We start from the raw sequence: 25,063 nt of genomic DNA on the forward strand, positions 1-25,063 counted from the left end.
CGCCCGTGGAATGCGCTCTCCCATGTGGGGGCGAGCCTGCTCGCGAAGAGGCCAGTCGGGGCGTCGCAAATTCCGGATCAGCTCAAACCCAAGCCACCGCCAACAACCCCGCCCCCAGCAGCGCACACAACGGCGAATACACCCAGGTATCCAGCCGCGCAAATCGCGAACCTTTCACTTCCTTGAAAAATCCGACCAGATTCGAGTCACCGATCGCTCGGGCGAACATCAGTAACGCAATCGCGCTGATTACCCATTGTAGTGCCTTGTGCTGCACCGCCGGCATGCCCCAGCCGACCCGCATACAAACCAGCGCCGCAATGACCAGCAACGCAGCGGCGACTGCCAGCGTCAGCCAGCCTGAGGGCTTGAAGGCCGGGCGTACCGAGGCCACGAAGCCCGACACCGGCACCTGCGGCACCACCACCGCAGCCGCCCATTGCCCACCCAACGCCCAATACACGTGCATCAGGCCGATTGCCGCGAACACAGTCACCAGCCATTGAGCCAACACAAAGGTCATGGTTGAAATCCTTCAAAGGGATTTGAACAAACCATCGTAGTCGGATTTTTTGGTCGTGCACGACCGGTCGGCGGTGCACTGCGTTGACCGCGTTATTTCAGATCACCAGTCACCTTGTCAGCCACATCCTTGGGTAACCAGGCCTGCCACACGTCCGGATGCGCTTTCATGAACGCGACCGCCGCCTCACGAGGTGCGGTGTGCTTGTCACTCATATCCGCCAGTGCCTTGTTCAGCGGCTCGATGGGAAAATCGACCTTGCTGAAGAACTCGGCGATATGCGGGTTCTGCTTTTGAAACGGCGTAGACACGCCAATCGACAGCTTCGATGCCAGCGAGCGGGTTGGTTTGGGATTGGGATTATCGGCGTCTGTCAGCGTCTTCCACGCCTCGGCATCGAACGGCGGCTCTTCCAGTTGCACCAGTTTGAATTTGCCAAGCAGTGGCGTCGGCGACCAGTAATAGAACAACACCGGTTTGCCGCGACGAATCGAAGAGCTGATCTCGGCATCCAGCGCAGCGCCGGAACCGCTGCGGAAGTTGGTGTAGTCGTCCTGCAAGCCATACGCCGTGAGCTTCTGCTTGTTGACCACTTCCGAAGTCCAGCCGATCGGGCTGTTGAGGAAACGCCCTTTGCCCGGGCTTTCCGGGTCTTTGAACACGTCCTTGTATTTCTTCAGATCAGTGACACTGCGCAGATCCGGCGCCAGCGGCTTGATGCCTTTGGCCGGATCGCCCTTGATCACGTACTCCGGCACCCACCAGCCTTCAGTGGCGCCTTTTACCGTATCGCCCAGGCCGACCACTTTGCCCTCGGCTTCGGCCTTGACCCAGACCGGACTGCGTCCGGCCCACTCCTCGCCAATCACCTGAATGTCGTTGTTCGCCAACGCGGTCTCAAGGGTGATGGTGGTCCCGGGCAAAGTGTCGGTCGGCAGGCCATAGCCTTTCTCGACGATCACCCGCAGCACCTCGGTAATCAGGCTGCCGCTTTCCCAGTTCAGGTCGGCAAAGTGGATCGGCGCCTGTGCCGCCTGCAGCGATTGCGCTGACGTCAGCAAACCAAAGGTGGCCACGCTGGCGGCCAGTAACCGTCGAAATCCGTTCATGCATCGCACCTCGTGCTGTTCACAGCAATGGCAGTTGGCCTGACAGAAACGCAAGCCTCTGAATGACTCAGTCAACTGACTTTAGCCGAGGTTCCTGCTTTTTCCGGGGTCCGCTGCGTGCGAGGTTACGTTTCAGACTTTTCCTGCAGGCTTTGCAGCTCACGTCTGACCATGCTGGCGTATGCCGCCGGTTGCAATGCGTAGAGCTGCGACGCCACCCAACTCAGCCAGGCACCTTGCAGTTCGGCCTTGCGGGCGAACAGGCGCTGAGCGTCTTCGCGTGCGCTGTCGAGGTTTTGCGCATGGAAATCCGCGCGCTTCACTCGCTGGCCTTGAAGGTCACCAGCTCGCCCTTGCGCCATTTGGCGGCTTTGGCAGTGACGGCTTTGAGAGTTTTGGTCAAACCTTCCTGCAGCTGCTCATTGGCGGCGAGCACGGTGACGACGCTATGGCCTTCCTTGAACAGGATCGCGTGCCCGTCGGCCGTGCTGACAAAGGCGTAATCGCCCAGGCCGTAGACCGTCAGTTTGATGTCGCGAAAACGAATGTCCATCTTGCCGCCTTCACGGCTGGGCAAAACTGACGCGATGAAATGGTCGCCAACCTTGAGTTTGAGTCCCGGTTTGTCATCGACTACCAATGCACTTTCGGTGTCGATTTCGGCGATGTAAATGCCTTCGGCGTTTTGCTCGGTGATGTAAACAAAACGTGATTGGAATTGCTTGACCAGCTTTGCACGCAAATCACCCAGCACGAACAAAGCATGCATATCGAGGTTACTGACTGCCAAAGAAACATCCCCACATTTGAAAAACCGCGCAGCGAAAAACGCCCACGGCAAAAGAAACGGCCAGGCCGATGAAAACTGCAAAAACATTTAAACACCCGAAGCGAGCAAAGCACTCTTGAATCGCGAGGTTCGTAGACTACTGGATTGTCATTAGTGAAACCTGCTCTGAAATCGCCAAAGCTTGAAGGAAAACGCCTCAAGTGCGACTAGAACAATTCTGACTACGAACTTCAGGGAAATTTCTCACGAAAAAAAGCACTTTTCCGACATATCGCTGGCGAAAAATTGCTTTAGATAAGCCCGGTCGTCAATAGGTACTGGCGATTCTAGAGCAGCGATGCTCATTACGACTACCCGCAACGGCCGTTAAATCCCGGCCGACTGATGAAAAGGACTTCATATGTGCACTTTGACTCATTTTGCCACGTCGGCTGACGCGCGAATCACTCCATCTCTGGCCATGCAGGTTACCGACCTCGATCACCTTCCGACATCTTCTAACAATCACCAAACTCCACATTTTCAGGTGGTGCCGGCGGGCATCGCTTTCTTTCATATCAAGGAAATATCCACCGGCCGTGTCAGAGGTTTCCGCGGCAATCACAACGAAGCCTGCGCCCTCGCCCGCTCGCTTGAATCAAAAATCGAACTCCGCGCCAGCGCCTGCCTCTGATAAGGGAGTGAACGAACAAGCCGTACCGGCACCAACCCAGGAGTAGATGATGGAACTGCCAACCGAGCTTAACCTGACCACCCTTTTCGAACAGCTGGGCCTTCCTTCCGATGAAGCGTCGATCAATGACTTTGTCGAAGCCCATCCGCTGGACTCTGATACCAAACTCATCGAGGCCGATTTCTGGTCGGCTCAACAGGCGCAATTACTAAAAGAGTGGTTGCGTGCGGACGGCGAAGAAGCGGTAATTGTCGATGAGCTGAACGTGCGCCTGCATCGCGGCAAATAAGGGCGATCAGTGCAGGCTGTCGCCGGGCTCGATGTTCAGTTGTTCGAGCCAGGCAGCCTTGCACTCCTCCGCTTCATCGCGACTGGCGAAGGCTGTGCCGCGTCGCTCACCGTTGAGCAAAACCACCCAGCACACACTGCGCCCCATCGCGCGTAAGCCGGCCGGAACACCGCTGCCGATCATCACTGCCACGTCTACCCTGCACTGCATGTGCCCTCCGAAATAATTAGCTACCTAACTAAGTCGCAGGTTAAAGCTTTCCTTCGAGAGGAAACAGCAACCGCCGTGCACAGATTCATTGCGTCAACGGTAACAATCTCAGCGTGGATTCTCCGGTTTGTAGCCCAGCCGCAATCCGCCCCAATGCCGGCCCTTGATCATGATCGGCACCGAAAGATCATGCATCAGCTCACCCGTATCGCGCGTGTATGTCTGCAGCAAAACTGGTTGTTGATGGCTGCCGCAACGGATACCGGTGCGGTCAGCGAATTTGCGTTTGGTGCGGTTATTTACCGTGTCGACCTGCACATCACCCGTCAACGGCTGGCTGAATGCCTGGTTATGCGTCGGCACATAACCCTGCTGCGTGCAGGCGATCGCGAAAACCAAACCTTCATGACGCGCTAACAGAGGCTCTTGAATCGCCGGCAAGACCTGATCTGTGTATCGATCAAAGCGGGTTTGAAATTTGGCTGGTTCGGTACCCGGAATCGGCTGGTAGCTGCGATCGAACAGGTCATCCAGACTGATCCGCCCCTGCTCGACATCCGCTTCGAAGCGCGCTGCGATCAGGCTCGCACCTTCGCGGGCCAGGTCATAAATGCGCTGGTGATAGTCGTCCAGACCGACTTCGGCCAAGCGCTCGCTGATAGTTTCCGCCTGCCCTTCCATCTGCACCGCGGCGTCGGCGAGGCGGCGGGTCTGCTGATCGCTGATCGCCAGATCGCTACGCATTTGCTCAATCGCGCTGAACAGCGCATCAAGCTGCTCGCGATTGGTTTGCGCGCCACGGGCGATTTCGCTGACCTGGGTTTCCACTCCGGCGGCAAGTCGCGCGATGTTCTCCAGATGCTGACCGGTGTGCTCGACCTGTTCGACGCCGGTATGCAGATCACTCGACAACTCGCGAATCTGCGCCACCACTTGCGCGGTGCGCTGCTGAATGTCTGCAACCATCTCACCTACTTCGCCCGTGGCCGCCGCCGTCCGTGCCGCCAATCCGCGTACTTCATCGGCGACCACGGCGAAACCGCGACCATGTTCGCCCGCCCTGGCCGCTTCAATAGCTGCGTTCAAGGCCAGCAGATTGGTCTGGCTGGCAATCGACTGAATCACCAGCGTCACCCGCTGTATGTCGTCGCTGCGCACACTCAAGGCCTCGATCAATTCGCGACTGGCATTGGCGCGCTGACTGAGTTGCCGCATGCGCGAAATCGAGTCGAGCAGTTCGCTGCGCCCCGCCGCGCTGCTGTGATGCGCTTGGCTGGCGGCATCCAGTGCGTCGCGACTGAGCTGTGAAGTCGCCTGCTCGGTGGCGATCATCACTTCGGCGTTGCTGACGATCTGCGCCGCCGCGTCGAGTTGCGATTCAAGTTTGCTGGCGAGCGCTTTGACCGAAAACGCCACGCCGGCGGCAGACAGTGCGTTGTGACTGGTGGTGTAGGAGAGATCGCGAGTCAGTGCGGACAATGCGCTCGCACTATCGACCGGGACAGCAACAGGAGCGCTGCGCGAACGCAGGCGCGGCAGCCAGACAATCAGTATCGCCAGCGGCATGCCGAGGTAAAGCGACCATTCGGCCAGAGCCATGCCGGCCAGCAACAGCATCAGAGCGATGCTTTGCAGGGTCGGCGCGATCCAGCGATTTTTCGGCAAAAGCACTGGTGCAGGCAGCGCCGCAACCAGAGATCCATCTCTCGTCATCTTGATCACCCCACGTTTGTTCTCATTGTTGTGACTGCATTAAACGCCACTACAACGCCATTATCCATGGTCCGTTAGTCGTGGGGTCTGTGGCAGGTCAAGGGAACGACGGGAGAATATCGCAGACGAGCAAAAACAAAGATCGCAGCCTCGCGCAACTCCGTGTAGAAGCTGCCGAAGGCTGCGATCTTTTGCAGGCGCCCCCTATTCAAGGGGCCGCCATGGAATCAGGCCTGACGCTGGTGCTTGTCGATCTGCTCGTGACGCTCTTGAGCTTCGATGCAGTACTTGGTGGTCGGGCTGATCAGCAGACGCTTCAGGCCGATGGCCTCGCCGCTGTCGTCGCACCAGCCAAAGCTGTCGTCCTTGATGCGCTCAAGAGCTTGTTCCAACTGCGGCAGCATGCGCTGGTCGCGATCGATCGCGTTGACCAGCCAGGTGCGCTCTTCTTCAACCGAAGCCGCGTCCGCCGGGTCAGCCGGGGTGTCCAGGCTTTCGATGGCGATACGGTTTTGCTCAATGCGCTCGTGGGTTTCGACTTTCATGTTCTGCAACAGCTCAGTGAAGAAAGCGTGTTGCTCTGCATTCATGTAGTCATCTGCCGGCATAGCCAGCAACTTGTCCTTTGTCATTGATATCTCTATAAAAAAACGTGCATTAAGGCGAATAAGGGAGCGTTTCGGCGAACCGTGTCGGCCGTCGAAAAGGCATCGTTTTATTGCAAACGCCACCCGGCACTCAATTTACGAGGGGCGGCAGTCTAAGGCCCGATCAAGGCCTCAGCAACTGTAAATACAGGGAATTTGTCCGACAGGACCAGGAAACTGCTCTGACACAGGCTTCACACGCCCATCGGAGTGCGTTTATAGCAAGAAATTCACTCCAGCGGCTGTATATAGAAGACAAACGGCTAACCATCCCGCCATCGACAGCCGAGATTATTCTCGCAAGGTGCATCGTTTCAGCCCGGCAGAGCCCGCGCAGCCCTTCTATGATCTGGCTTACCGCGTGTTCAACCCGCCCGAAGGATGTCCTATGCCCCGCCCCGATCTGCCGGCCGCCGACGAACTTTCGCTCGCCAGCCCCCCGATCACTGCCGAGCGTCTGCTGCAAACGATTAGCGACGAATATGACGCCCTTCCGCGTCAGCTTAAACGTATCGCCAGTTACATTAGCCAGCAGAGCGAGCGAATCATGGTCGACCGCATCAGCGACATCGCTCGTGAATGCGAGGTGCATCCGTCCGCCATCGTGCGTTTTTCGCAGCGCTTCGGGTTCAGCGGCTTCAGCGAAATGCAGGCGCTGTTCCGCCAGGCCTGGACGCACAAGGCCACGCCGGCGCAGAACTATCAACAACGCATCCGCAGCCTGATCGCCAACAAATCGCAGACCGCCAACAGCGGTGAGCTTGTCCGCGAGTGCATCGACGCAACGCTATCGGGCATCGAACGTTTGGGCCGCGAACTGGATGGGGCTGCGTTCGACAAAGCTGTCGATCTCATCGTCAATGCCGACGACATCTATGTGGTCGGGGTCCGCCGTTCGTTCGCCGTCGCCGATTATCTGGTTTACAACCTGCAGCACACCCAGAAGCGCATTCATCTCGTCTCCGGCATCGGCGGCAGCTATCGCGAGCAAATGCGCAGCGTGCGCGCCAACGACCTGGTCATCGCCATCAGTTTTGTGCCCTACGCCAAGGAAACCCAGCACTGCCTGCGGTTCGCACAACAGCAAGACGCCAATGCCCTGATCATCACCGACAGCCCTCTGTCGCCACTGGCAAAACTTGCCAATAGCGTGTTGCTGGTCAATGAAGGCAGTGCGCTGGCCTTTCGTTCGCTAAGCGCGACACTGTGTTTGTGCCAGGCGCTGTTTGTGGCGGTGGCCTATCGGCTGGAACTGAATGTCGATGAGATTCACGAACAACCCGGATTCGACGACTGACAATTGTCTCAGGCTCGGCTAGGTTATGCGTTCCCACCGGTTCGACTTGAAGGAACGCGTCATGAAACTGATCGGCATGCTCGACTCCCCCTACGTGCGCCGCGTAGCAATCTCCGCCAAATGCCTGGGGATTGACCTCGAACACGAGTCGGTCTCGGTGTTCCGCCACTTCGAGCAATTCCAGCAGATCAACCCGGTGGTCAAAGCGCCCACGCTGATCCTCGACGACGGCGTGGTCCTGATGGACTCGACCCTCATCCTCGACTACCTCGAAGCCAGTTCCGGCAAGAGCCTGCTGCCCAGCGATCTCAAACAACGCGTCCACGCCCTGCGTCTGATCGGCCTCAGCCTCGCCGCTTGCGAAAAAGCCGTGCAGCTGTATTACGAACGCAACTTGCGCCCGGCCGACATCCAATATCAACCTTGGATTGAACGCGTTGAAGGCCAACTCGCCGCCGCGTTTACCGCCCTGGAAAAAGAACTTGAGCAAATTGACTTGCCGGTCGACGGCTCCCTCTCCCAGACCGGTATAAGCCTGGCGGTTGCCTGGAGCTTCACCAACCTCGTCGTGCCCGATCAGGTCGACTCCGCGCGCTATGCGTGCATCGCCGAATACACCGCCTACGCAGAAGGCACCGATGCGTTCATCAGCACACCGATGACCTGACCATGAGCACCACCGACACCGCCGCCCCGGCGTTAAAGGAAATCTTCAACGCCGAGCGCTTGCAGCACATCGCTGACGAAATGAGCGCGGTGTACCCGGCATTCAAGGCCAAGGCGTTTCTCAAACACGCCCAGGACGGACTCGCTGAATTATCAGTGATGCAACGCATGGCCCGCGTCACCGAAAGCCTGCACGACGTGTTGCCGCTGGACTACGAAGATTCCCTCGAAGTGCTGTTCGAACTCGCGCCGCGTCTGAACAGCGGTTTCGTCAGCATGTGCCTGCCGCACTACGTCGCGAGCTATGGCGGGCACGCCTTCGATACCTCCATGGATGCCCTGAAATACTTCACCACTTTCGGCTCCTCCGAATTCGCCATCCGTTACTTTCTGCGCACCGACCTTGAACGCTCGCTGGAGCAGATGCACGACTGGACCCAAGACGAAAACCATCACGTCCGCCGCCTCGCCAGCGAAGGCAGCCGCCCTCGCCTGCCGTGGTCCTTTCGGTTGGAAGCGGTACAAGCGGATCCGCTGCTGGCCGCCGGGATACTGAATCGGTTGAAGGCGGATGAGAGCTTGTACGTGCGCAAGTCCGTGGCGAATCATTTGAATGATGTGACGAAAGTGCATCCGGAGTGGGCGTTGGACACGATTGAAGGTTGGTCGCTGGACAACAAGCATACGGCCTGGATTGCCAAGCATGCGCTGCGCAGTTTGATCAAACAGGGCGACGTGCGCGCGCTGACGGTGATTGGCGCAGGGGCGAAGGCTGAGGTTGAGTTGCTGGATGTGCGGGTTGAGCCTGCGGTGGTGAGGTTGGGGGAAGCGATTACGTTGTCGTTTACGGTGAAGTCGACTGTGGCGCATGAGCAGCGGCTGGTGATTGACTATGCGATTGAGTATGTGAAGGCGAATGGCGGGGTTTCGAGGAAGGTTTTCAAGTTGAAGACTTTGGGATTAGCGGGTTTCGGGACTGGGGTAGTGCGACGGAATCAAGTCATCAAGGATTTTACGACGCGTAAGCATTTTGCCGGGCGACATGGGGTGCAGGTGATGGTTAATGGAGAGGTGTTGGGGAGTGCGGCGTTTGAGGTTTTGATTTGAGGTGAGTTGTTTATTCACCAAAAGAGCCGGTAGCGGATCAGTGCACTGGCAGCCGTGAATCGACATTGCGCGCGGCGGCACAGTGGACGACTCACGGCTTCAGCGCTTACCAACTTCCGTATGGAATGCCGAATTTCTCGATATAGCGCTTGGATTTTTCGCTGACGGGATAGGCGTAGCGTCCTTGGTTCTTACCCTGACTCGGTCCTAAAGGCTCGATCTCCGCCTGTGCTCTGGCGACTTTGATCGGATGGTGGCACTCGTCTCTGACCCAAACCTGCACAACGCCGCCTGGCGCCAGGCCCAGATAGACCGATGAAATATAGGTACTCCGCCGCTCTGGTGTTTTCGCGCAGCGCTGCGCGATCGAAGTCCGCATCATTTGCCTGGCTTCTTCGGGTATATCTACCCAAGCCCGATAAGTTTGAGGCTCTACGATGGACTGCCAGCGAACAAAAATTCTTTTTGGGAGATCAGCGCCGACCACGGCTTTTGCGGACGCGCCCACTCCGTCCCAACCACGGGCCGATTCGGTACCGTCTTCAGGTTGCCCGCCCGATGCCGATCCACCACCGGTACGCAAAAATGTTTTTCCCTTTATATCTTCTACAGCAGTGTCTTCAACCCAGACCTTCATGTAGTTGGGTTCGGTGAAACCGAGTTCCCACCAAGGGGATTTAGGGTCGTTTTTTGCTGACAGCGGGTCGGCATTACAACCAGCCACAAAAAGCGTACACAGCAGTGCTGTAAATAACTTCATTACCAAAGCGTCCAGTCAGGTACGTGTGGGTGCTTTACTCGGATTGCATCTTCCGTGGGGGCGTTGATGTAAACAGCTCTGATGCCACTCCCATCTTTCCTGCCAAGCGGATGGTTCCAGTTGGCGGACGTGTGAATGTACTTGAGTTTGAGTATTTGCTCCTCCTCTGGCGTGGTGCTGTAGTCGCCGGAGACAAAACGATCACACATGGGCTTGAGTTCTTCAGGAACGGCGAAGTCTGGCGTCTCGGGAATGTCTTCGAAGAGAACGCCTTTGGCTCTGGCGAGTTGATGCATCACGCGCAGGCTCACTCTCGACAGTAATCCACTCACCGGACGCTTGAGTTGGACGGCCGCATAGACTCGCTTGACTCGAGGACTAAGTCGATCCTGAGGGCTAACCGGTAGCAGTAATGGCGGTGGCGTAACGATCTCGAGATTTTCGAGCGGCCAACCCTTGGCTAGCCACTGATTTCTCACATTGATCGCATCCTGGTAGATCGATGTGGTAGCGACGTCAGTATACGTACCGACCTCTAGCGTCTGCATTGGGCTAACGAGAACACACTCTTCAGCGTCCTCAAGGTAACCTCCACCCACATCGGAATGCACACCCGGCAAGACGATTTCCGGATGATCCATCGCTACTCGATTGAGAGCAAAGTTAGCCCTGCATTCATCCCACGCAGCCAACTGCACAACGTCGGTGAAATAACGTCGGTCGAGATAGAGTTTGACCCCCGTTGCGACTGCGCTTTTTATGTTGCCCAGATTGGACCATCCAGCAATCGACGGTACCGTGTCGAACAGCCCAATGAAGCCCACGTTGATGTCGCTGTGATACTGATCAACAAAGGTCGAACTGAGGGCATCGGACATACTGCGGAGGATGTCGCCTAAAGGCCCTTGTTTGCCACGCACTATCTCGTTGGCGAAATGTCTGGCGGCTGCGGCACCGCGACTAAAGCCAAACGTGTCGAAAGTCAACGAAGCAATTTCACTACCGGGATTTTTGTCCAATACTTCAGTGATACGCTGTTCGATCACCGCGAAACAGGATTGGACTCGCCCTGCAACGCCGGTTTCACCACGTCCTGTACCGGCGCCGAATTTACTGTCTTCTTCACCTGAACGGGTACCTATACCTTCGACGTAGACCATACCGAAAGCTCTCTTTCGTGGCCCTTCTCCCTCAGCGAGTCGTGTTGCTCCATACAGTTCGCTCAGCTTCTTCACATTGCTGACATCGTTACCATAACTACTATCCGGATCACCCATATAAGGCTGGCAACTGACGGGAATATCCTCAGGCGCAATCGGATGCTGAGCACCACACAACAACCCCGCAGCAGAGTTGTTCGCATTGTTGCCCGTGCCATCAAAGAACACCCCGATCCTCAACGCAATCACGATTTTCTCAGGTTCGCGCGCGGGCTCTTTCCCATGCTTCTCATACTCGGCCCAATGCTGGGCGTGTATATCGACGGGTTTGGCTTCTTCGTAGCGATAGTTTTTCGGCGGGTTTGGAACGTAGCCACTCAATCCTTGATTCCTTCTGATCCTTGAAGAACGGCCAGAAGGGTGACAGCCGGGAGGGGGCGGTGCAAGCCGTGGCGGTGTGCCAGCGATGGAGCATTAGTGCGAGCAGGCTCGCTCCCACAGGGGGATTTGGATGCGGCAGGTTTAACCGCGTAAAAGCCCCTGCTCCGCCTCACACAACCCCACCACATAATCCCAGACCACCCGCAGCCGCACCGATTTGTGCAATTCCCGCCGCGTGCTGATCCAGTAGCTGCGTTCGATGCTTTCATCCGGCAGCAGCGCCACCAGATCCGGGTCGGACGCGGCCATGTAACACGGCAGCACGGCGATGCCCAACCCCGAGCGCGCCGCTTCCTGCTGGGCGATGACGCTGGTGCTGTGAAAGACCACGCGCGGGCTGCGGCAGAAGCTGTTGAGGAACATCAGTTCCTGACTGAACAGCAGGTCGTCAACGTAACCGATCCACGCATGTCGGCCCAGGTCTTCGCGGCTATGCAGCGGTGGCGCTTTGTCGAGGTAGGTCTGGCTGGCGTAAAGCGCGAGCCGATAGTCAGTGAGCTTGCGCGTGACCAGCATGTCGGCGGATGGCCGTTCGAGGTGGATGCTGATCTCCGCTTCGCGGTTGAGGATGCTGACGAAGCGCGGCACGGCGACCAGTTCCACCTCCAATCCCGGATAACGCTCGAACAAGCCAATCATGCGACTGGCGAGAAATTTGATGCCAAGGCCTTCGGTGACGCCGACGCGGATCTTGCCCAGCGGCGCGGTGGACTGGGTGATTTCTTCCTGCGCCAGCAGCGCGACGTTTTCCATCGCCTCGGCGTGCTTGAGCAAGGCCTCCCCCGCCGGGGTCATTTCATAGCCTTGGGCGTGCTGGACGAACAGCGCCGTGCCGAGGCTTTTCTCGATCGATTCAATATGCCGCGCCACCGTCGCGTGGGTGGTATTGAGACGGCGCGCGGCGGTGAGCAGGCGGCCGCTGCGTTGCAGCTCGAGAAAAAAGCGCAGGTCGTTCCAGTCGAACATGGCAGGTCCTTGTCAGCTATCGTCACTTCGGGCTGTTTGAAAACGCACAGCGGCTGCGCAAAAACTAACATTCTTTTAACGAAAGCTAACAACTAGAGTGTCCGACAATAAAAACAAAAAGCGAGGTCAGGGCATGCAGACGTCCCTGGATGAATTCGACTACATCGTGGTCGGCGCCGGCCCCGCCGGTTGCTTGCTGGCCAACCGGCTCTCAGCGGATCCCCAGCAGCGGGTGTTGCTGCTCGAAGCCGGCGGACGCGACAACTACGCCTGGATTCATATTCCTGTGGGTTACCTGTTCTGCATCGGTAACCCGCGCACCGACTGGTGCTTCAAAACCGAACAACAACCCGGCCTCAATGGCCGCGCGCTGAGCTATCCGCGGGGCAAGGTGCTGGGCGGCTGTTCGTCGATCAACGGCATGATCTACATGCGCGGCCAGGCCGGCGACTATGACGGTTGGGCGGCGGCGGGCAATCCGGGCTGGGCCTGGAAAGACGTGCTGCCGCTGTTCAAACAGAGCGAAAACCACTTTGCCGGCGGCGCTGAATTTCATGGCGATCAGGGTGAATGGCGGGTCGAGCAACAGCGCCTGTCGTGGCCGATTCTGGATGCCTTTCGCAGCGCCGCCGAGCAAAGCGGCATCGCCAGCATCAATGACTTCAACCAGGGCGACAACGAGGGCTGCGGCTACTTTCAGGTCAACCAGAAAGCCGGGGTGCGCTGGAACGCGGCCAAGGCCTTTTTGAAACCGCTGCGCAGCCGAGGCGAACCTGACCGTGCTGACCGGCGTCGAGGTTGATCGTGTCTTGCTGGAGGACGGCCGCGCGGCGAAAGTCAGCGCGCAGCATGAAGGCCAGACCAGACAGTTCAAGGCGCGCAAGGAGATTGTCTTGTGCGCCGGTTCAGTCGGCTCGCCGAGCATTCTGCAGCGCTCCGGGATCGGTCCGCGGCCGCTGCTCGAACGCTTAGGAATAGGCGTGATTCATGAGCTGCCGGGCGTCGGCGGCAACCTGCAGGATCACCTGCAACTGCGCCTGATCTACAAACTGGAAAACGCCCGCACCCTGAACCAGATCGCCGGCAGCGTGTGGGGCAAGATGGGCATGGGCCTGCGTTATCTGTATGACCGTAGCGGGCCGTTGTCGATGGCGCCGAGTCAGTTGGGCGCATTCGCCCGCTCCGGTCCCGAGCAAACCTCGGCGAACCTGCAATATCACGTGCAACCGCTGTCGCTGGAGCGCTTTGGCGAGCCGCTGCACAGCTTCCCGGCGTTCACCGCCTCGGTGTGCGACCTGCGCCCGCAGAGCCGTGGACGCATCGAGATTCGTTCGGCCGATCCGCAAGCGGCGCCGCTGATCCAGCCCAATTACCTCAGCCATCCAGAAGATCTGCGCGTCGCCGCCGATGCGATTCGCCTGACCCGGCGCATCGTCAGCGCCCCTGCCCTGCAAGCGTTCAAACCGGTCGAATACCTGCCCGGCGACAGCTTGCAAAGCGAAGAACAACTGCATGAAGCGGCGGCGAAGATCGGCACGACGATTTTCCATCCGGTCGGCACCTGTCGCATGGGCAACGACGGTGACGCAGTGGTCGATGCGCAATTGCGCGTGCATGGCGTGCCGGGTCTGCGCGTTGCCGATGCGTCGATCATGCCAAGAATTACCTCGGGCAATACCTGTTCGCCTACGCTGATGATTGCCGAGAAGGCGGCACAACTGATTTTGTCCAGACCTGCAGATATTTCCCTTGTGGGAGCGAGCCTGCTCGCGAATGCGGTAGCTCACTCAGCCTAGGAGTTGGCTGGCAAAAAGCTTTCGCTAGCAGGCTCGCTCCCACAGGAATCACCACCAGACTCAGGCATCGCGCATTACCGGACACGCAACACCAGTGGAACAACAAAAACAATCACTGTGAGGGATACCGATATGTCAGAACACGTTCAGCCGCTCGACGCTGCGGGCAGCGCCGATACCAGCAACGCCACGCAGAAAGTCATCTTCGCCTCGTCACTCGGGACGGTGTTCGAGTGGTATGACTTCTTCCTCTACGGCGCCCTCGCGGCGGTGATCAGCAAGCAGTTCTTCGCCGGGGTCAACGACACCACGGCATTCATCTTCGCGCTCATGGCGTTCGCCGCCGGCTTCATCGTACGGCCGTTCGGCGCGTTGGTGTTCGGCCGCCTGGGCGACATGATCGGGCGCAAATACACCTTTCTGGCGACGATCATTCTGATGGGCGTGGCGACGTTCTGCGTCGGCCTGCTGCCGACCTACGCCAGCATCGGCATCGCCGCGCCGATCATTCTGGTGGTGCTGCGCATGCTTCAGGGCCTGGCGCTCGGTGGCGAATACGGCGGCGCGGCGACCTACGTGGCCGAGCACGCGCCCATCGGCAAACGCGGCTTCCACACCAGCTGGATTCAATCGACCGCGACCCTCGGCCTGCTGCTCTCGCTGCTGGTAGTGCTCGGTTGCCGCTACTTCACCGGCGACCAGTTTGAAGTCTGGGGCTGGCGCATTCCGTTCCTGCTGTCGATCGTGCTGCTGGGTATTTCCACCTGGATTCGCCTGAGCCTGCACGAGTCGCCGGCCTACCTGAAAATGAAGGAAGAAGGCAAAACCTCGAAGGCGCCGATCCGCGAATCCTTCGGCAAATGGGAAAACCTCAAAGTCGTGCTGATCGCGCTGTTCAGCATCAACGCCGGGCAAGCGGTGACCTTTTACGCTGCGCAGTTCTACGTGCTGTTCTTCCTCACCCAGTTCCTGAAAATGGACCCGGCGGTGGCCAACAGTCTGCTGATCATCAGCGTGGTGATCGGCGCGCCGTTCTTCATCTTTTTCGGCTGGCTCTCGGACAAGGTCGGACGCAAACCCGTGCTGATGCTCGGTCTGCTGCTGGCGACCGCACTGTACTTCCCGATCTTCAAGTCCTTGGCCCACTACGCCAACCCGGCGATCGATCAGGCCAGCCGTCAGGCGCCGATCACCGTCCTCGCCGACCCCGCCACTTGCACCTTCCAGTTCGATCCGGTGGGCAAGGCTAAATTCGACAGCCCCTGCGACAAGGTCAAGACCTTCCTGGTCAAACAAGGCCTGCCCTACTCCAGCGTCGCAGCACCTGCGGGCAGCGCCGTGCAAGTGAGTGTCGGCGACGTGAAGCTGGATGGTTTCGATGAGGCGGCACTGCGCGGCGCGATTACCCTCGCCGGCTACCCGCAACAAGCCGATATGCAGCAGATCAACAAACCGATGATCGTCGCCCTGATCGTCGCGCTGATCATCATCTCCGCCATGTGCTACGGCCCGCTGGCGGCGCTGATGGTCGAACTGTTCCCGACGCGCATTCGCTACACCTCGATGTCGCTGCCCTATCACATCGGCAACGGCTGGTTTGGCGGCTTCCTGCCCACCGTGTCGTTTGCGCTGGTGGTGTACACCGGGGATATTTTCTACGGGCTGTGGTATCCGGTGCTGATCACCGGGGTGAGCCTGGTGGTAGGGATGATCTGTCTGCGTGAGACGAAGAATATCGATCTCGACAAGAACTGAAAAACCCGCTGACACAATGGCGAGGGAAGCGATTCTCTCGCCATTTTTCTGCTCAGGCGTCCGCCTTGATCACTTCGAATGTCACCTGGTCCGGATAAAAGGCCACGTAGTCGCGGATCGGTGCGACGGAGACCTTCGGGTTTTCGTACGTCCACACCGCGTTGGCACCCTCATGTCCGGGCACTTGCAGGCTGAAATAGTTGGCGTCGCCCTTGTACGGGCAATAGCTGGTGTGGTCGGTGCGGGCGAAGTATTTTTCGTCGATGTCTTCGCGCGGGATGTAGTACACCGGCGGATAGTTGGCTTCGTTGAGGATCAGCGCGTGGGAGGACGCGGCGACCTGGATGCCGTGGAATTTCACCAGCAGGCAGCCGCTGAGTTGTTCAACGCTGATCACGGGGCTGGGGCTTTTCATGGGGTTCTCCTGAAGACGGCGAAGAGACCGGTTCAGGTATAGCTGATGGGCTCGGGTCTGGTTGAGATTGCAGCCGAACGGCGAAAATCTTTGGCAATCGTTTTATCTGTATATCCATACAGATAAAAGTTGCTCGCGCCGCAGACTCCAGCCATCCTGTGCGCTCCCACAAACCAACCAGCGATGGTAGCTATGCGGCTGTACCTCTGTGAAAAACCTTCCCAGGCCAAAGACATTGCGGCCGTGCTCGGCGCCAGGCGTCGCGGCGACGGCTGCTGGTTGGGGACGGACGTCACAGTGACCTGGTGCATTGGCCACTTGCTCGAAACAGCGCCGCCGGATGCCTACGACGCGCGCTACAAGCGCTGGGTGCTGGCCGATCTGCCGATCATTCCCGACAAATGGAAAATGACCGTCAAGCCGCGCACCGCCAGCCAGTACAAAGCGGTGAAGCGTCTGCTTGGCGAGGCCAGCGAACTGATCATCGCCACCGACGCCGACCGTGAGGGCGAGATGATCGCCCGGGAACTGGTCGAGCACTGCCGCTATCGCGGGCCGATCCGCCGCTTGTGGCTGTCGGCGCTGGACGAGGCATCGATCCGCAAGGCCTTGGCCGCGCTGAAGCCGGGAGCCGAAACCTTCAGCCTGTATCACTCGGCGCTGGGCCGTTCACGCGCGGACTGGCTGATCGGCATGAACATGAGTCGACTGTTCACCTTGTTGGGCCGGCAGTCGGGTTATCAGGGCGTGCTGCCGGTAGGACGAGTACAAACGCCCACCCTGCGACTGGTGGTCGACCGCGACCGCAGCATCGCCGATTTCGTCCCCGTACCGTTCTGGGCAATCGACGTGGATTTGCTGCACAACGGCACGACGTTTACCGCACAGTGGCGCGCACCATCAGACGTTTGTGATGATCAGGATCGCTGCCTGAATCAGGCGTTGGCGCAGCAAGCGGCAGCGGCGGTCAGCAGTGCAGACAGCGCACGGGTGATCAAGCTGAAAACCGAGCGCATGCGCGAAGTGGCGCCCCTGCCCTTCGATCTCGGCACCTTGCAGGAAGTCTGCTCGAAAAAACTTGGCCTCGGCGCGCAGGAGACCCTCGACATCGCCCAGGCCCTTTACGAAACCTACAAAGTCATCACCTATCCGCGCAGTGATTGCGGATTTCTGCCGTTGAGTCAACACGGTGAGGCGCCGTCGATCCTCACAGCGTTGCGCCAGGCCGATTCGAGCCTTGAAGCGTTGCAGGGTTTTCTCGAACCGCAGCGGCGCTCAAGGGCCTGGAATGACGCCAAGGTCAGCGCTCACCACGGCATCATCCCCACCATCGCCGCGAAGAACCTCGAACGTCTGACCGGCAAGCATCGCGCGGTGTACACGCTGATTCGCGCGCGCTACCTGGCGCAGTTCCTGCCCAATCACGAATATGATCGCACCCAGGCCGATTTCGATTGCAACGGGCAGGCGTTGCGCGCGGTCGGCAAGCAGATCATCGAACCAGGCTGGAAGCGCGCATTGCCCGAAGCACTGGCACCGGCCAAGGGCCGCGAAGCACCGGCGCCGCAAACCTTGCCGGCTCTGAGCCAAGGCGTCGAATGCGCTGTGGCGAAGGTGAATCTCAAGGACCTTTGGACGCAGCCGCCAAAACCTTACACCGAAGGCGATCTGATCAAGGCGATGAAGAACGTCGCCAAACTGGTCGAGGATCCGCTGCTCAAACAGAAACTCAAGGACACCACCGGCATCGGCACCGAAGCTACCCGCGCATCGATCATCCAAGGGCTGCTGGATCGTGGTTATCTGGTCAAGAACGGCAAGGCGCTGGCGGCGACACCTGCCGCGTTCAGCCTGATCGACGCAGTGCCGCGCGCGATCGCCGATCCTGGCACTACGGCGATCTGGGAACAGGCGCTGGACATGGTGCAAAGCGGCGAGATGAGTCTGGAAGAATTCGTCACCAAACAGGCTGCGTGGATGAGCAAGCAGGTCAGCCGCTGCTCAGCCCTCAGCCTGACCATCAGCGGCCCGCCGCCTGCCGGCAAAGCCGCAGCGCCGTGGAAGAAAAAGCGCAAGTCGACGGCCAGCAAAACCGCCGGTACGCGCAAACGCACGGCGCGTCCGGCGACTCGCTGAATCCCTTGAGGTTCCCTTCTCTACGCTGCTGAAACGGATCTTTTCTCATTCCAAAACAGCTTTGTCCGACAATATGTAGTGCTTGAAAATAATCACTACAAAACCGTTGACGGCATCGTTTTGCTTTTGCATGATGAAGACGTTCCCCGATCGGGAGCACTGGTAACACGCTTGAGCAAACTCGTCTGACCGCCGAGTTGTTTTTTCCGGATACACGCTGCCCACAAGGCAGATTGAAGAAGCTGACCTGGCCTGAACGTCCAGTACAAGGACGAGAAGCGCTGGCGAAAATTCTCAAGACGCTTGTGGCCGACACTGGATTGTCGTCAAGGAGCCTCCCGGTTTTCGCTGCTTCTCCTCGTTGTGACGCTATTGCGTAGCAGTTATTCAACACGACTACATGCAACAGATGCATGACCCCGTACTTCATACGGGCGAGCGCTGACGTCCTGGTTTCGGTGCCAGGGATCAACTAACCGATGGGCTACCTGTATTAGCGAATCAACTTTGAAAGATCACCAGACTGGTCAAGGGGCATAACAATGAATCTGAACAATCAACCCACCATCGAAGAACTGGCGCGTATGTTCGCGGCGCAGAAAGATAGCCACGACAGCCATATTCTGTGGATAAGCAAGTCGGGCCAGGTACACATCGACTGCCTGTCGCCTCACGCTGGCGAAGAGGAATTCGACCGCAACCACCAGAACCTGCTGGCCCGCCTGAAGATGTACCGCCGCGGCCACGGTTATGTCGGCAAGAAGGCTGCGGCCGACAAGGACTTCATTGGCAGTGTGCTGCAGACGCTGAAACAGGCGTGGGATTCGATGCAGAATCAGAATGAAGTTCGGGTGATTGATCGGTTGTATTGAATAACGCTTCAGTAAAAAAGGGCCTGCTTCGATAAGAAGCAGGCCCTTTTTACATCCAGAACTCACCCTGCAACTTTGTGGGAGCGAGCCTGCTCGCGAATGCAGTCTTCAGGCGCAAACATCAATGTCTGACACAGCACATTCGCGAGCAGGCTCGCTCCCACAGATCTTGTTCATGTCGTACGCGTTTGCAGAACAAGATCAACAAACGCCAACGCCGCCGCACTGTGATAATTATTCCTGCGCCGCAACAACGCCGCGCCACGCTGTGGCGCCTCCCCTTCGACCCGCAAGCGGCGCAATGCGCGGTCTTCGCTGGCAATCGCCTCGGGCAGCATAGTCGCCAGCGGCGCGTGCCGCACTACTTCCAGCAACGTACTCACCGAATTCACTTCAATCCGCACATGCGGCGTAATCCCGTGCTCACGGAAATACTCATCCACCAATAACCGCGTAATGAAGCCCGGCGCCAGCAAGGCGAAATCCAGTGAAGCAACCTCCACCGGCGTCAACACCGAAGGGCTGTCATAGAGCGGATGCCCAGGCCCGACCATGATCCCCAGCGTCTCGGTAAACGCCGGTATGCATTCGATATCGGCATTGCGCACCGGCGTAAACGCGATCGCGACGTCCAGCGAGTCATCCGCCAGCCCGGCCTCGATGTCGTCCATCGAGAGTTCGAACACTTCCAGATGAATCCCGGGAAACCGGGCCCCATAGTCGCGCACCAACGGCCCGACCAGATACGCCATGAACGTCGGCGTCATCGCCAGGCGCAGGGTGCCGCGGGACAAGTCCTTCACGTCGTGCAAGGCGCGCTGCCCGGCTTCCAGCTCCACCAGCACGCGCCGCGCGCATTCGATGTAAGCCGCTCCGGCATCCGTCGGCTTCACCGTGCGTGAGGTGCGATCGAACAGGCTCACGCCGAGTGTTTCTTCCAGTTGCCTAATCTGCTGCGACAACGTCGGCTGCGACACATGCAGCGCTTCGGCGGCGCGGGTGAAGCCACCGTGATCGGCAACGGCGAGCAAATAACGCAAATGTCGCAACAGCATGAGGACACCATCTATAGGCAGGGCTTATGCGAAGCATTGTATATCGGTCTTGGACGCTATGAATCGAACGGCGCAACATTGTTTCCACACAAGCAAGCCAACCCCTGAAAGGAGTGACACCATGCAACAGTCCCACGCCTACAACGACAACAGCCTGGCTCTGACCACCCGCGTTCTCGACGCCAAGGCGAAAAAAGATCTGTCGTGGCAGGATCTCGCTGACGGCACCGGCCTCAGCCTGGCTTATGTCACCGCCGCCCTGCTCGGCCAGCATCCTCTGCCGGAAAATGCTGCTCAAGTGGTCGGCGACAAGCTCGACCTCAGCGCCGATGACGTCGCCGCTCTGCAGATCATTCCTTTGCGCGGCAGCCTCAGCGGCGTGCCGACCGATCCGACCATCTACCGTTTTTACGAAATGATCCAGATCTACGGCACCACGCTGAAAGCGTTGGTTCACGAGCAGTTCGGTGACGGCATCATCAGCGCGATCAACTTCAAACTGGACATCAAAAAAGTCGAAGACCCGGAAGGCGGCTCCCGCGCGGTGGTGACGCTCGACGGCAAGTTCCTGCCGCTGCGCCCGTTCTGATGCGCCCGGCCCGCATCCTGCGTGCGGGCCATCTCATTTCTGCCACGAGGACACGCCCATGAAAGCCCTGATCGACGGCTTCCTGAAATTCCAGAACGAAGCCTTCCCGCAACGCAGCGAACTGTTCAAACATCTGGCCACGACTCAGCAACCCGGCACGCTGTTCATCACCTGCTCCGACAGCCGCGTGGTGCCTGAGCTACTGACCCAGCAAGAGCCCGGCGAACTGTTCGTGATCCGTAACGCCGGCAATATCGTGCCCTCCTACAGCCCGCATCCGGGCGGGGTCTCGGCGACGGTGGAGTATGCGGTGGCGGTACTGGGGGTGACCGATATCGTGATTTGCGGCCACTCCGATTGCGGCGCAATGACGGCGATTGCCCAGTGCAAATGCATGGATCACCTGCCCGCCGTCAGCGGCTGGCTGCAGCATGCCGAGTCGGCGAAGGTGATGAACGAAGCGCGCGTGCATGGCAGCGACGCGGCGAAATTAAGTTCGATGGTGCGCGAGAACGTGATCGCGCAACTGGCGAATATTCAGACCCACCCGAGTGTGCGCCTGGCCCAGGAGCAAGGGCGGCTGAATCTGCATGGCTGGGTTTACGACATCGAGACCGGTTCGATCGACGCACTCTCTTCTGATCGTCGTACCTTTGTGCCGCTGGTCGAGCGGCCTGAGACTTGCGCGATCAGCGCGCAAGCCAGCCACGCTGCCTGACTCCCCACCGTGATCGTTCCCACGCTCTGCGTGGGAACGATCAGATCAAAAGATCGCAGCCTTCGGCAGCTCCTACACGGCGCGGTCCGGGTTTCAAGTCAGCGTTTCACCGTGAGATCAACCTGAGTCATCCGGCTGCGCACGGTAAACACGCCATCGCCGGAAAGAATCGCACTGCGCGCAAACAGGCGCCCGCTCTCCCAGTTCGAAAGCCCCAGTTCCGGCTTGTTCAACGCGTACTGGCCATCGACCCAACGGGTGATGCCGTTGCCTACGAACGGCGCATTCACCGCGTTGTAGAAGCGTTCCTGAACCGCCGCCGCCTCACTGATCAACGACACGGTGAATTGCGGGCTGTACCGGTTGAACAGCGCAATCGCCTGATCCAGATCGTCGACAATCATCAGGCTGACTTCCGGAGTTTCTTCCCATTCCCACTCGCGGCCCAGGTCCGACTCGGGCAAGGATTCGGCCAGCGCTTCGGTCTGGTAACCCTCGGCGCGATAAACCTCGACTGTTGCGTTCTGCCATTCGCTTGGCAGGCAACTTTCACTGCCCGCGACGATGTGCAATTTGCAGCCTTGGCCGCGCGCAGTACCTGCGTCTTTCAAAGCTTCGAGGAACAGCGGCACCAGCTCAATGACGCGTTCACGCTGAATCAGGCAGACGTTCAGGGTATTGCAGACCTTGCGGTCAAGCGAGTTGCGCACCACCGCCGCGAAGCGTGTGGCATCGGCATCACGGTCGGCGATCAGCCACGCACCGCCGGTGCCGTGCAGGCTGACGGCAGTGCCGGCCTGCTGGGCGATGCTGCCCAGCTGACTGACCGCACGGCCCGAGCCGCGCGCCACCGCCAGCGACAGACGCCGGTCGGCGAACATCGCCCAACCGGCGGCGTGATTGACGCTTTCAACCAACGACACCGCCCCCACCGGCAAGCCGGCTTCGGCCAGTGCTGGATTCAGCGCGTGAGTAACGATGGCTTGCGCAGTGCCCAACGCATCGCTGCCGATGCGCAGCACAGCCGTATTGCCGGTGCGCAACACCCCGGCGGCGTCGGCAAATACGTTGGGCCGGCCTTCGAAGACAAAGGCGACGATGCCCAGCGGCGAGACGACTTGCTCGACCTTCCAGCCGTCGTGCTCGACACTGCTGATCACTTTGCCCCGCGTGGGCGGCGCATCACGCCAGGCGCGCAGCCCGGCGATCATGTCGCGGCGCATGCGGTCATCGGCGAGCAAGCGTGTGGTCGAGCGACCGCGCGCCTTGGCCCGTTCGATGTCGGTGCGGTTAGCGGCTTCGATCTGCGTCCAGCACTGAGGATTTTCCAGGCGCTGGGCAAACAGGTCGAAGAATTGGCTGATGGCTTCATCGGACACCGCCGACAACGCTGTGAATGCCGCAGCCGCACGCTCGATTGCCACCGAGGCGGCCTGTTGATCGGCCACGGGGATCAGCAACAACTCGCCACTGACCTGCTCGACCAGCAGATGGTCACCGGGCTGAAACCGCGCGGCCAGCTCGGGGCTGACCACGGTGACGCGGTTACCAGCGAAAGGGATCGGCGTGCCAGCGACTAGACGTTCGAGCGCAAGAGACATGAAGCGGATTCACCATGCAGAGGGCGGCCGGAAAATGTATAGAACACGATCCTGCAAAGCAACACTGCACCCTGTGGGAGCGAGCCTGCTCGCGAAAGCGTCCGATCAGACGACATCGATGCTGAATGTGCCGACCTCTTCGCGAGCAGGCTCGCTCCCACAATGGAAATACTGGTGTGTCTTCAGAACACCGACCAGCCAATCCTTGAGCTCAGCAACTCCAGCGCCGCCATCCCCGCCAGCGAGTTGCCGGCCGCATTCAACTCCGGCGACCACACGCACACGCTGAACTGTCCCGGCACTACCGCAACGATGCCGCCGCCGACCCCGCTCTTGCCTGGCAGGCCGACGCGATAGGCGAAATTGCCCGCCTCGTCGTACAAACCGCTTGTAGCCATGATCGAGTTGACCTGCTGGGTCTGGCGGCGCGTCAGGATCTGCTCGCCGCTGTGCTTGCAGAACCCGTCATTGGCCAGAAAGCAGAACGCCCGGGCCAGATCGATGCAATTCATCCGCAGTGCGCAGTGGCTGAAATAGCTGCGCAACACCGCCTCGACATCGTTGTGAAAGTTGCCGAACGACTGCATCAGATAGGCCATCGCCGCATTGCGCGCGCGATGCTGGTATTCGGAGTCGGCGACCTTGCCGTCGATCATGATTTGCGGGTTGCCGGACAGACGCCGGACGAAGTCGCGCATCGACAGTGTCGGCGCGGCGAAGCGCGACTGGTTGATGTCGCAGATCACCAGCGCACCGGCATTGATGAACGGATTGCGCGGGCGGCCGCGCTCGAATTCCAGTTGCACCAGCGAGTTGAACGGCTGGCCGGACGGCTCGTGACCAAGCCGTTCCCAGATCGCTTCGCCGGAGTGATCGATGGCTTGCACCAGGCTGAACACCTTGGAAATACTCTGCACCGAGAACGGCGTTTCAGCGTCGCCGGCGCAATACATTTCGCCATCGTTACTGTACACGGCGATGCCCAACTGGTTGGCCGGCACCGTGCCGAGGGCGGGAATATAGTCAGCAACTTTGCCCTGCCCGATCAGGGGCCGGACGGCGTCAAGGATCTCGTTCAACAGCGCTTGCATGCCGGGTTCCGAAAGTCTCGCCCCATGGGATCGCGGGGACACTGGGGCTAGACGCTGCGCCCGCCGGTCGCATCACACCGGCAAGCGCTTCGCAAAATGTTCTAGGCTGAAGCGGACCATTCAGAGACAGGAGAGCACCATGCACCTCGAAGGCTCCTGCCATTGTGGCGAAGTCACGTTCAGCCTCGACAGCGCCCATCCTTATCCCTATCAACGCTGCTATTGCTCGATCTGCCGCAAGACTCAGGGCGGCGGCGGTTATGCGATCAACCTTGGCGGCGACGCGACCACTCTCAAGGTTCGCGGGCGCAAAAACATCAGCATCTATCACGCGAAGATGAAAGCTGAAGGCGATAAACGCGCCCATCGCAGCAGCGCCGAGCGTCACTTCTGCTCGCTGTGCGGCAGCGGCCTGTGGCTGTTCAGCCCGGAGTGGCCGGGGCTGATTCATCCATTCGCCTCGGCGATCGACACGCCACTTCCGGTGCCGCCGGAACACACGCACCTGATGCTTGGCTCGAAAGCGCCGTGGGTTGAGGTGGAGGCCAAGCCGAAGGATCAGCAGTTTGATGAATATCCTGAAGAGTCTATTGCTCAGTGGCATGAGCGACTGGGTGTGACCCGCTGAACACCGCGCCCTTCGCGAGCAGGCTCGCTCCCACATTTGGATTGCGATCACCTGTG

The 25,063-nt window shown here is 59.2% G+C and carries 25 protein-coding genes and 1 pseudogene; 12 read left to right on the top strand and 14 right to left on the bottom strand.

Features of this window, described 5'->3' with window-relative positions; genetic code table 11:
* Positions 1–82: 82 nt before the first annotated feature.
* The 4 genes from FEE99_RS20335 to FEE99_RS20350 form a co-directional block, all read right to left on the bottom strand.
* Positions 83–523, bottom strand: a complete 441-nt coding sequence (locus FEE99_RS20335) for a DUF3995 domain-containing protein (RefSeq protein ID WP_041480810.1) — start codon at positions 521–523, stop codon at positions 83–85.
* A 92-nt stretch (positions 524–615) separates the two neighbouring features.
* The gene (locus FEE99_RS20340) at positions 616–1,632 is read right to left on the bottom strand and encodes an ABC transporter substrate-binding protein (protein WP_041480812.1); all 1,017 of its coding nucleotides are present in this window, start codon (positions 1,630–1,632) and stop codon (positions 616–618) included.
* 125 nt (positions 1,633–1,757) lie between these two features.
* Entirely contained in the window at positions 1,758–1,955 is a 198-nt protein-coding gene (locus tag FEE99_RS20345) for a hypothetical protein (protein WP_041480814.1), read from the bottom strand.
* A complete protein-coding gene (locus FEE99_RS20350) occupies positions 1,952–2,401 on the bottom strand; it encodes a hypothetical protein (protein WP_177327036.1) in 450 nt (149 codons plus the stop codon). The genes FEE99_RS20345 and FEE99_RS20350 overlap by 4 nt, the downstream gene beginning before the upstream one ends.
* Positions 2,402–2,882: 481 nt before the next feature.
* Between FEE99_RS20350 and FEE99_RS20355 the strand changes: the two genes are divergently transcribed.
* Together FEE99_RS20355 and FEE99_RS20360 are read left to right on the top strand one after the other, a co-directional pair.
* Positions 2,883–3,095 carry a hypothetical protein gene (locus FEE99_RS20355; protein ID WP_224789874.1) on the top strand — a complete coding sequence of 71 codons (213 nt, stop codon included), beginning with the start codon at positions 2,883–2,885 and terminating at the stop codon, positions 3,093–3,095.
* A gap of 49 nt (positions 3,096–3,144) precedes the next feature.
* Positions 3,145–3,384 (top strand): DUF2789 family protein, encoded by a 240-nt coding sequence (locus FEE99_RS20360; RefSeq protein ID WP_041480818.1) that lies wholly within the window; start codon positions 3,145–3,147, stop codon positions 3,382–3,384.
* Between the two features lie 6 nt (positions 3,385–3,390).
* On the opposite strand, the gene FEE99_RS20365 is transcribed toward FEE99_RS20360, so the two are convergent.
* The 3 genes from FEE99_RS20365 to FEE99_RS20375 form a co-directional block, all read right to left on the bottom strand.
* The gene (locus tag FEE99_RS20365) at positions 3,391–3,594 is read right to left on the bottom strand and encodes a hypothetical protein (RefSeq protein ID WP_016775093.1); all 204 of its coding nucleotides are present in this window, start codon (positions 3,592–3,594) and stop codon (positions 3,391–3,393) included.
* Positions 3,595–3,702: 108 nt separating this feature from the next.
* Positions 3,703–5,307 carry a methyl-accepting chemotaxis protein gene (locus FEE99_RS20370; protein ID WP_041480944.1) on the bottom strand — a complete coding sequence of 535 codons (1,605 nt, stop codon included), beginning with the start codon at positions 5,305–5,307 and terminating at the stop codon, positions 3,703–3,705.
* Between the two features lie 227 nt (positions 5,308–5,534).
* Complete coding sequence (locus FEE99_RS20375; RefSeq protein ID WP_016775095.1) at positions 5,535–5,939, bottom strand: TraR/DksA family transcriptional regulator; 405 nt, start codon at positions 5,937–5,939, stop codon at positions 5,535–5,537.
* A gap of 403 nt (positions 5,940–6,342) precedes the next feature.
* Here FEE99_RS20375 and FEE99_RS20380 point away from each other — a divergent pair, with 403 nt between their 5' ends.
* The 3 genes from FEE99_RS20380 to FEE99_RS20390 all read left to right on the top strand — a co-directional run bounded on the left by FEE99_RS20380 (position 6,343) and on the right by FEE99_RS20390 (position 9,024).
* Positions 6,343–7,251 carry a MurR/RpiR family transcriptional regulator gene (locus FEE99_RS20380; RefSeq protein ID WP_041480819.1) on the top strand — a complete coding sequence of 303 codons (909 nt, stop codon included), beginning with the start codon at positions 6,343–6,345 and terminating at the stop codon, positions 7,249–7,251.
* A gap of 61 nt (positions 7,252–7,312) precedes the next feature.
* Positions 7,313–7,918 (top strand): glutathione S-transferase family protein, encoded by a 606-nt coding sequence (locus tag FEE99_RS20385; protein WP_041480820.1) that lies wholly within the window; start codon positions 7,313–7,315, stop codon positions 7,916–7,918.
* Between the two features lie 2 nt (positions 7,919–7,920).
* Positions 7,921–9,024, top strand: a complete 1,104-nt coding sequence (locus tag FEE99_RS20390; protein ID WP_041480822.1) for a DNA alkylation repair protein — start codon at positions 7,921–7,923, stop codon at positions 9,022–9,024.
* 106 nt (positions 9,025–9,130) lie between these two features.
* On the opposite strand, the gene FEE99_RS20395 is transcribed toward FEE99_RS20390, so the two are convergent.
* The 3 genes from FEE99_RS20395 to FEE99_RS20405 form a co-directional block, all read right to left on the bottom strand.
* A complete protein-coding gene (locus FEE99_RS20395) occupies positions 9,131–9,784 on the bottom strand; it encodes a DUF2931 family protein (RefSeq protein ID WP_041480823.1) in 654 nt (217 codons plus the stop codon).
* Complete coding sequence (locus tag FEE99_RS20400; protein ID WP_041480825.1) at positions 9,784–11,325, bottom strand: T6SS phospholipase effector Tle1-like catalytic domain-containing protein; 1,542 nt, start codon at positions 11,323–11,325, stop codon at positions 9,784–9,786. The genes FEE99_RS20395 and FEE99_RS20400 overlap by 1 nt, the downstream gene beginning before the upstream one ends.
* Positions 11,326–11,466: 141 nt before the next feature.
* Complete coding sequence (locus FEE99_RS20405) at positions 11,467–12,351, bottom strand: LysR family transcriptional regulator (RefSeq protein ID WP_041480826.1); 885 nt, start codon at positions 12,349–12,351, stop codon at positions 11,467–11,469.
* 133 nt (positions 12,352–12,484) lie between these two features.
* Here FEE99_RS20405 and FEE99_RS20410 point away from each other — a divergent pair.
* Both FEE99_RS20410 and FEE99_RS20415 read left to right on the top strand, forming a co-directional pair.
* Positions 12,485–14,147, top strand: a pseudogene (locus FEE99_RS20410) (GMC family oxidoreductase).
* Between the two features lie 132 nt (positions 14,148–14,279).
* Positions 14,280–15,902, top strand: a complete 1,623-nt coding sequence (locus tag FEE99_RS20415; protein ID WP_041480829.1) for an MFS transporter — start codon at positions 14,280–14,282, stop codon at positions 15,900–15,902.
* A 52-nt stretch (positions 15,903–15,954) separates the two neighbouring features.
* Here FEE99_RS20415 and FEE99_RS20420 read toward each other — a convergent pair whose 3' ends face one another.
* Positions 15,955–16,317, bottom strand: a complete 363-nt coding sequence (locus FEE99_RS20420; RefSeq protein ID WP_024013262.1) for a DUF427 domain-containing protein — start codon at positions 16,315–16,317, stop codon at positions 15,955–15,957.
* Positions 16,318–16,509: 192 nt separating this feature from the next.
* Here FEE99_RS20420 and FEE99_RS20425 point away from each other — a divergent pair, with 192 nt between their 5' ends.
* On the top strand, positions 16,510–18,453 hold the full coding sequence (locus tag FEE99_RS20425) for a DNA topoisomerase III (protein WP_041480830.1): 1,944 nt from the start codon (positions 16,510–16,512) through the stop codon (positions 18,451–18,453).
* Positions 18,454–18,995: 542 nt separating this feature from the next.
* On the top strand, positions 18,996–19,325 hold the full coding sequence (locus FEE99_RS20430) for a hypothetical protein (RefSeq protein ID WP_041480831.1): 330 nt from the start codon (positions 18,996–18,998) through the stop codon (positions 19,323–19,325).
* Positions 19,326–19,498: 173 nt separating this feature from the next.
* On the opposite strand, the gene cynR is transcribed toward FEE99_RS20430, so the two are convergent.
* Positions 19,499–20,380 carry a transcriptional regulator CynR gene (gene cynR, locus FEE99_RS20435; protein ID WP_041480832.1) on the bottom strand — a complete coding sequence of 294 codons (882 nt, stop codon included), beginning with the start codon at positions 20,378–20,380 and terminating at the stop codon, positions 19,499–19,501.
* A gap of 121 nt (positions 20,381–20,501) precedes the next feature.
* On the opposite strand from cynR, the gene cynS reads away from it, so the two are divergent.
* Together cynS and FEE99_RS20445 are read left to right on the top strand one after the other, a co-directional pair.
* Positions 20,502–20,969 carry a cyanase gene (cynS, locus tag FEE99_RS20440; protein WP_041480833.1) on the top strand — a complete coding sequence of 156 codons (468 nt, stop codon included), beginning with the start codon at positions 20,502–20,504 and terminating at the stop codon, positions 20,967–20,969.
* A gap of 58 nt (positions 20,970–21,027) precedes the next feature.
* The gene (locus tag FEE99_RS20445) at positions 21,028–21,687 is read left to right on the top strand and encodes a carbonic anhydrase (RefSeq protein ID WP_041480834.1); all 660 of its coding nucleotides are present in this window, start codon (positions 21,028–21,030) and stop codon (positions 21,685–21,687) included.
* 98 nt (positions 21,688–21,785) lie between these two features.
* Here the strand turns inward: FEE99_RS20445 and FEE99_RS20450 are convergent, their stop codons facing one another.
* Both FEE99_RS20450 and glsB read right to left on the bottom strand, forming a co-directional pair.
* The gene (locus FEE99_RS20450) at positions 21,786–23,288 is read right to left on the bottom strand and encodes an aldehyde dehydrogenase family protein (RefSeq protein WP_041480835.1); all 1,503 of its coding nucleotides are present in this window, start codon (positions 23,286–23,288) and stop codon (positions 21,786–21,788) included.
* A gap of 182 nt (positions 23,289–23,470) precedes the next feature.
* Entirely contained in the window at positions 23,471–24,379 is a 909-nt protein-coding gene (gene glsB / locus FEE99_RS20455; RefSeq protein WP_024013269.1) for a glutaminase B, read from the bottom strand.
* A 139-nt stretch (positions 24,380–24,518) separates the two neighbouring features.
* Between glsB and FEE99_RS20460 the strand changes: the two genes are divergently transcribed.
* The gene (locus FEE99_RS20460) at positions 24,519–25,007 is read left to right on the top strand and encodes a GFA family protein (protein WP_041480836.1); all 489 of its coding nucleotides are present in this window, start codon (positions 24,519–24,521) and stop codon (positions 25,005–25,007) included.
* Positions 25,008–25,063: the final 56 nt, after the last annotated feature.

Source organism: Pseudomonas sp. ef1 (assembly GCF_007293365.2).
Classification (GTDB): Bacteria; Pseudomonadota; Gammaproteobacteria; order Pseudomonadales; family Pseudomonadaceae; genus Aquipseudomonas; species Aquipseudomonas siliginis.

Excerpts from the sequence above, each read along its gene's own strand:
- FEE99_RS20360 (WP_041480818.1), top strand. The coding sequence starts at position 3,145 with ATGGAACTGCCAACCGAGCTTAACCTGACCACCCTTTTCGAACAGCTG.
- FEE99_RS20370 (WP_041480944.1), bottom strand. The coding sequence starts at position 5,307 with ATGACGAGAGATGGATCTCTGGTTGCGGCGCTGCCTGCACCAGTGCTT.
- FEE99_RS20420 (WP_024013262.1), bottom strand. The coding sequence starts at position 16,317 with ATGAAAAGCCCCAGCCCCGTGATCAGCGTTGAACAACTCAGCGGCTGC.
- FEE99_RS20385 (WP_041480820.1), top strand. The coding sequence starts at position 7,313 with ATGAAACTGATCGGCATGCTCGACTCCCCCTACGTGCGCCGCGTAGCA.
- FEE99_RS20365 (WP_016775093.1), bottom strand. The coding sequence starts at position 3,594 with ATGCAGTGCAGGGTAGACGTGGCAGTGATGATCGGCAGCGGTGTTCCG.
- FEE99_RS20450 (WP_041480835.1), bottom strand. The coding sequence starts at position 23,288 with ATGTCTCTTGCGCTCGAACGTCTAGTCGCTGGCACGCCGATCCCTTTC.
- FEE99_RS20350 (WP_177327036.1), bottom strand. The coding sequence starts at position 2,401 with ATGCATGCTTTGTTCGTGCTGGGTGATTTGCGTGCAAAGCTGGTCAAG.
- FEE99_RS20380 (WP_041480819.1), top strand. The coding sequence starts at position 6,343 with ATGCCCCGCCCCGATCTGCCGGCCGCCGACGAACTTTCGCTCGCCAGC.
- glsB (WP_024013269.1), bottom strand. The coding sequence starts at position 24,379 with ATGCAAGCGCTGTTGAACGAGATCCTTGACGCCGTCCGGCCCCTGATC.
- FEE99_RS20335 (WP_041480810.1), bottom strand. The coding sequence starts at position 523 with ATGACCTTTGTGTTGGCTCAATGGCTGGTGACTGTGTTCGCGGCAATC.
- FEE99_RS20395 (WP_041480823.1), bottom strand. The coding sequence starts at position 9,784 with ATGAAGTTATTTACAGCACTGCTGTGTACGCTTTTTGTGGCTGGTTGT.
- FEE99_RS20405 (WP_041480826.1), bottom strand. The coding sequence starts at position 12,351 with ATGTTCGACTGGAACGACCTGCGCTTTTTTCTCGAGCTGCAACGCAGC.
- FEE99_RS20460 (WP_041480836.1), top strand. The coding sequence starts at position 24,519 with ATGCACCTCGAAGGCTCCTGCCATTGTGGCGAAGTCACGTTCAGCCTC.
- FEE99_RS20390 (WP_041480822.1), top strand. The coding sequence starts at position 7,921 with ATGAGCACCACCGACACCGCCGCCCCGGCGTTAAAGGAAATCTTCAAC.
- cynS (WP_041480833.1), top strand. The coding sequence starts at position 20,502 with ATGCAACAGTCCCACGCCTACAACGACAACAGCCTGGCTCTGACCACC.
- FEE99_RS20355 (WP_224789874.1), top strand. The coding sequence starts at position 2,883 with ATGCAGGTTACCGACCTCGATCACCTTCCGACATCTTCTAACAATCAC.
- FEE99_RS20425 (WP_041480830.1), top strand. The coding sequence starts at position 16,510 with ATGCGGCTGTACCTCTGTGAAAAACCTTCCCAGGCCAAAGACATTGCG.
- FEE99_RS20430 (WP_041480831.1), top strand. The coding sequence starts at position 18,996 with ATGAATCTGAACAATCAACCCACCATCGAAGAACTGGCGCGTATGTTC.
- cynR (WP_041480832.1), bottom strand. The coding sequence starts at position 20,380 with ATGCTGTTGCGACATTTGCGTTATTTGCTCGCCGTTGCCGATCACGGT.
- FEE99_RS20375 (WP_016775095.1), bottom strand. The coding sequence starts at position 5,939 with ATGACAAAGGACAAGTTGCTGGCTATGCCGGCAGATGACTACATGAAT.
- FEE99_RS20445 (WP_041480834.1), top strand. The coding sequence starts at position 21,028 with ATGAAAGCCCTGATCGACGGCTTCCTGAAATTCCAGAACGAAGCCTTC.
- FEE99_RS20340 (WP_041480812.1), bottom strand. The coding sequence starts at position 1,632 with ATGAACGGATTTCGACGGTTACTGGCCGCCAGCGTGGCCACCTTTGGT.
- FEE99_RS20415 (WP_041480829.1), top strand. The coding sequence starts at position 14,280 with ATGTCAGAACACGTTCAGCCGCTCGACGCTGCGGGCAGCGCCGATACC.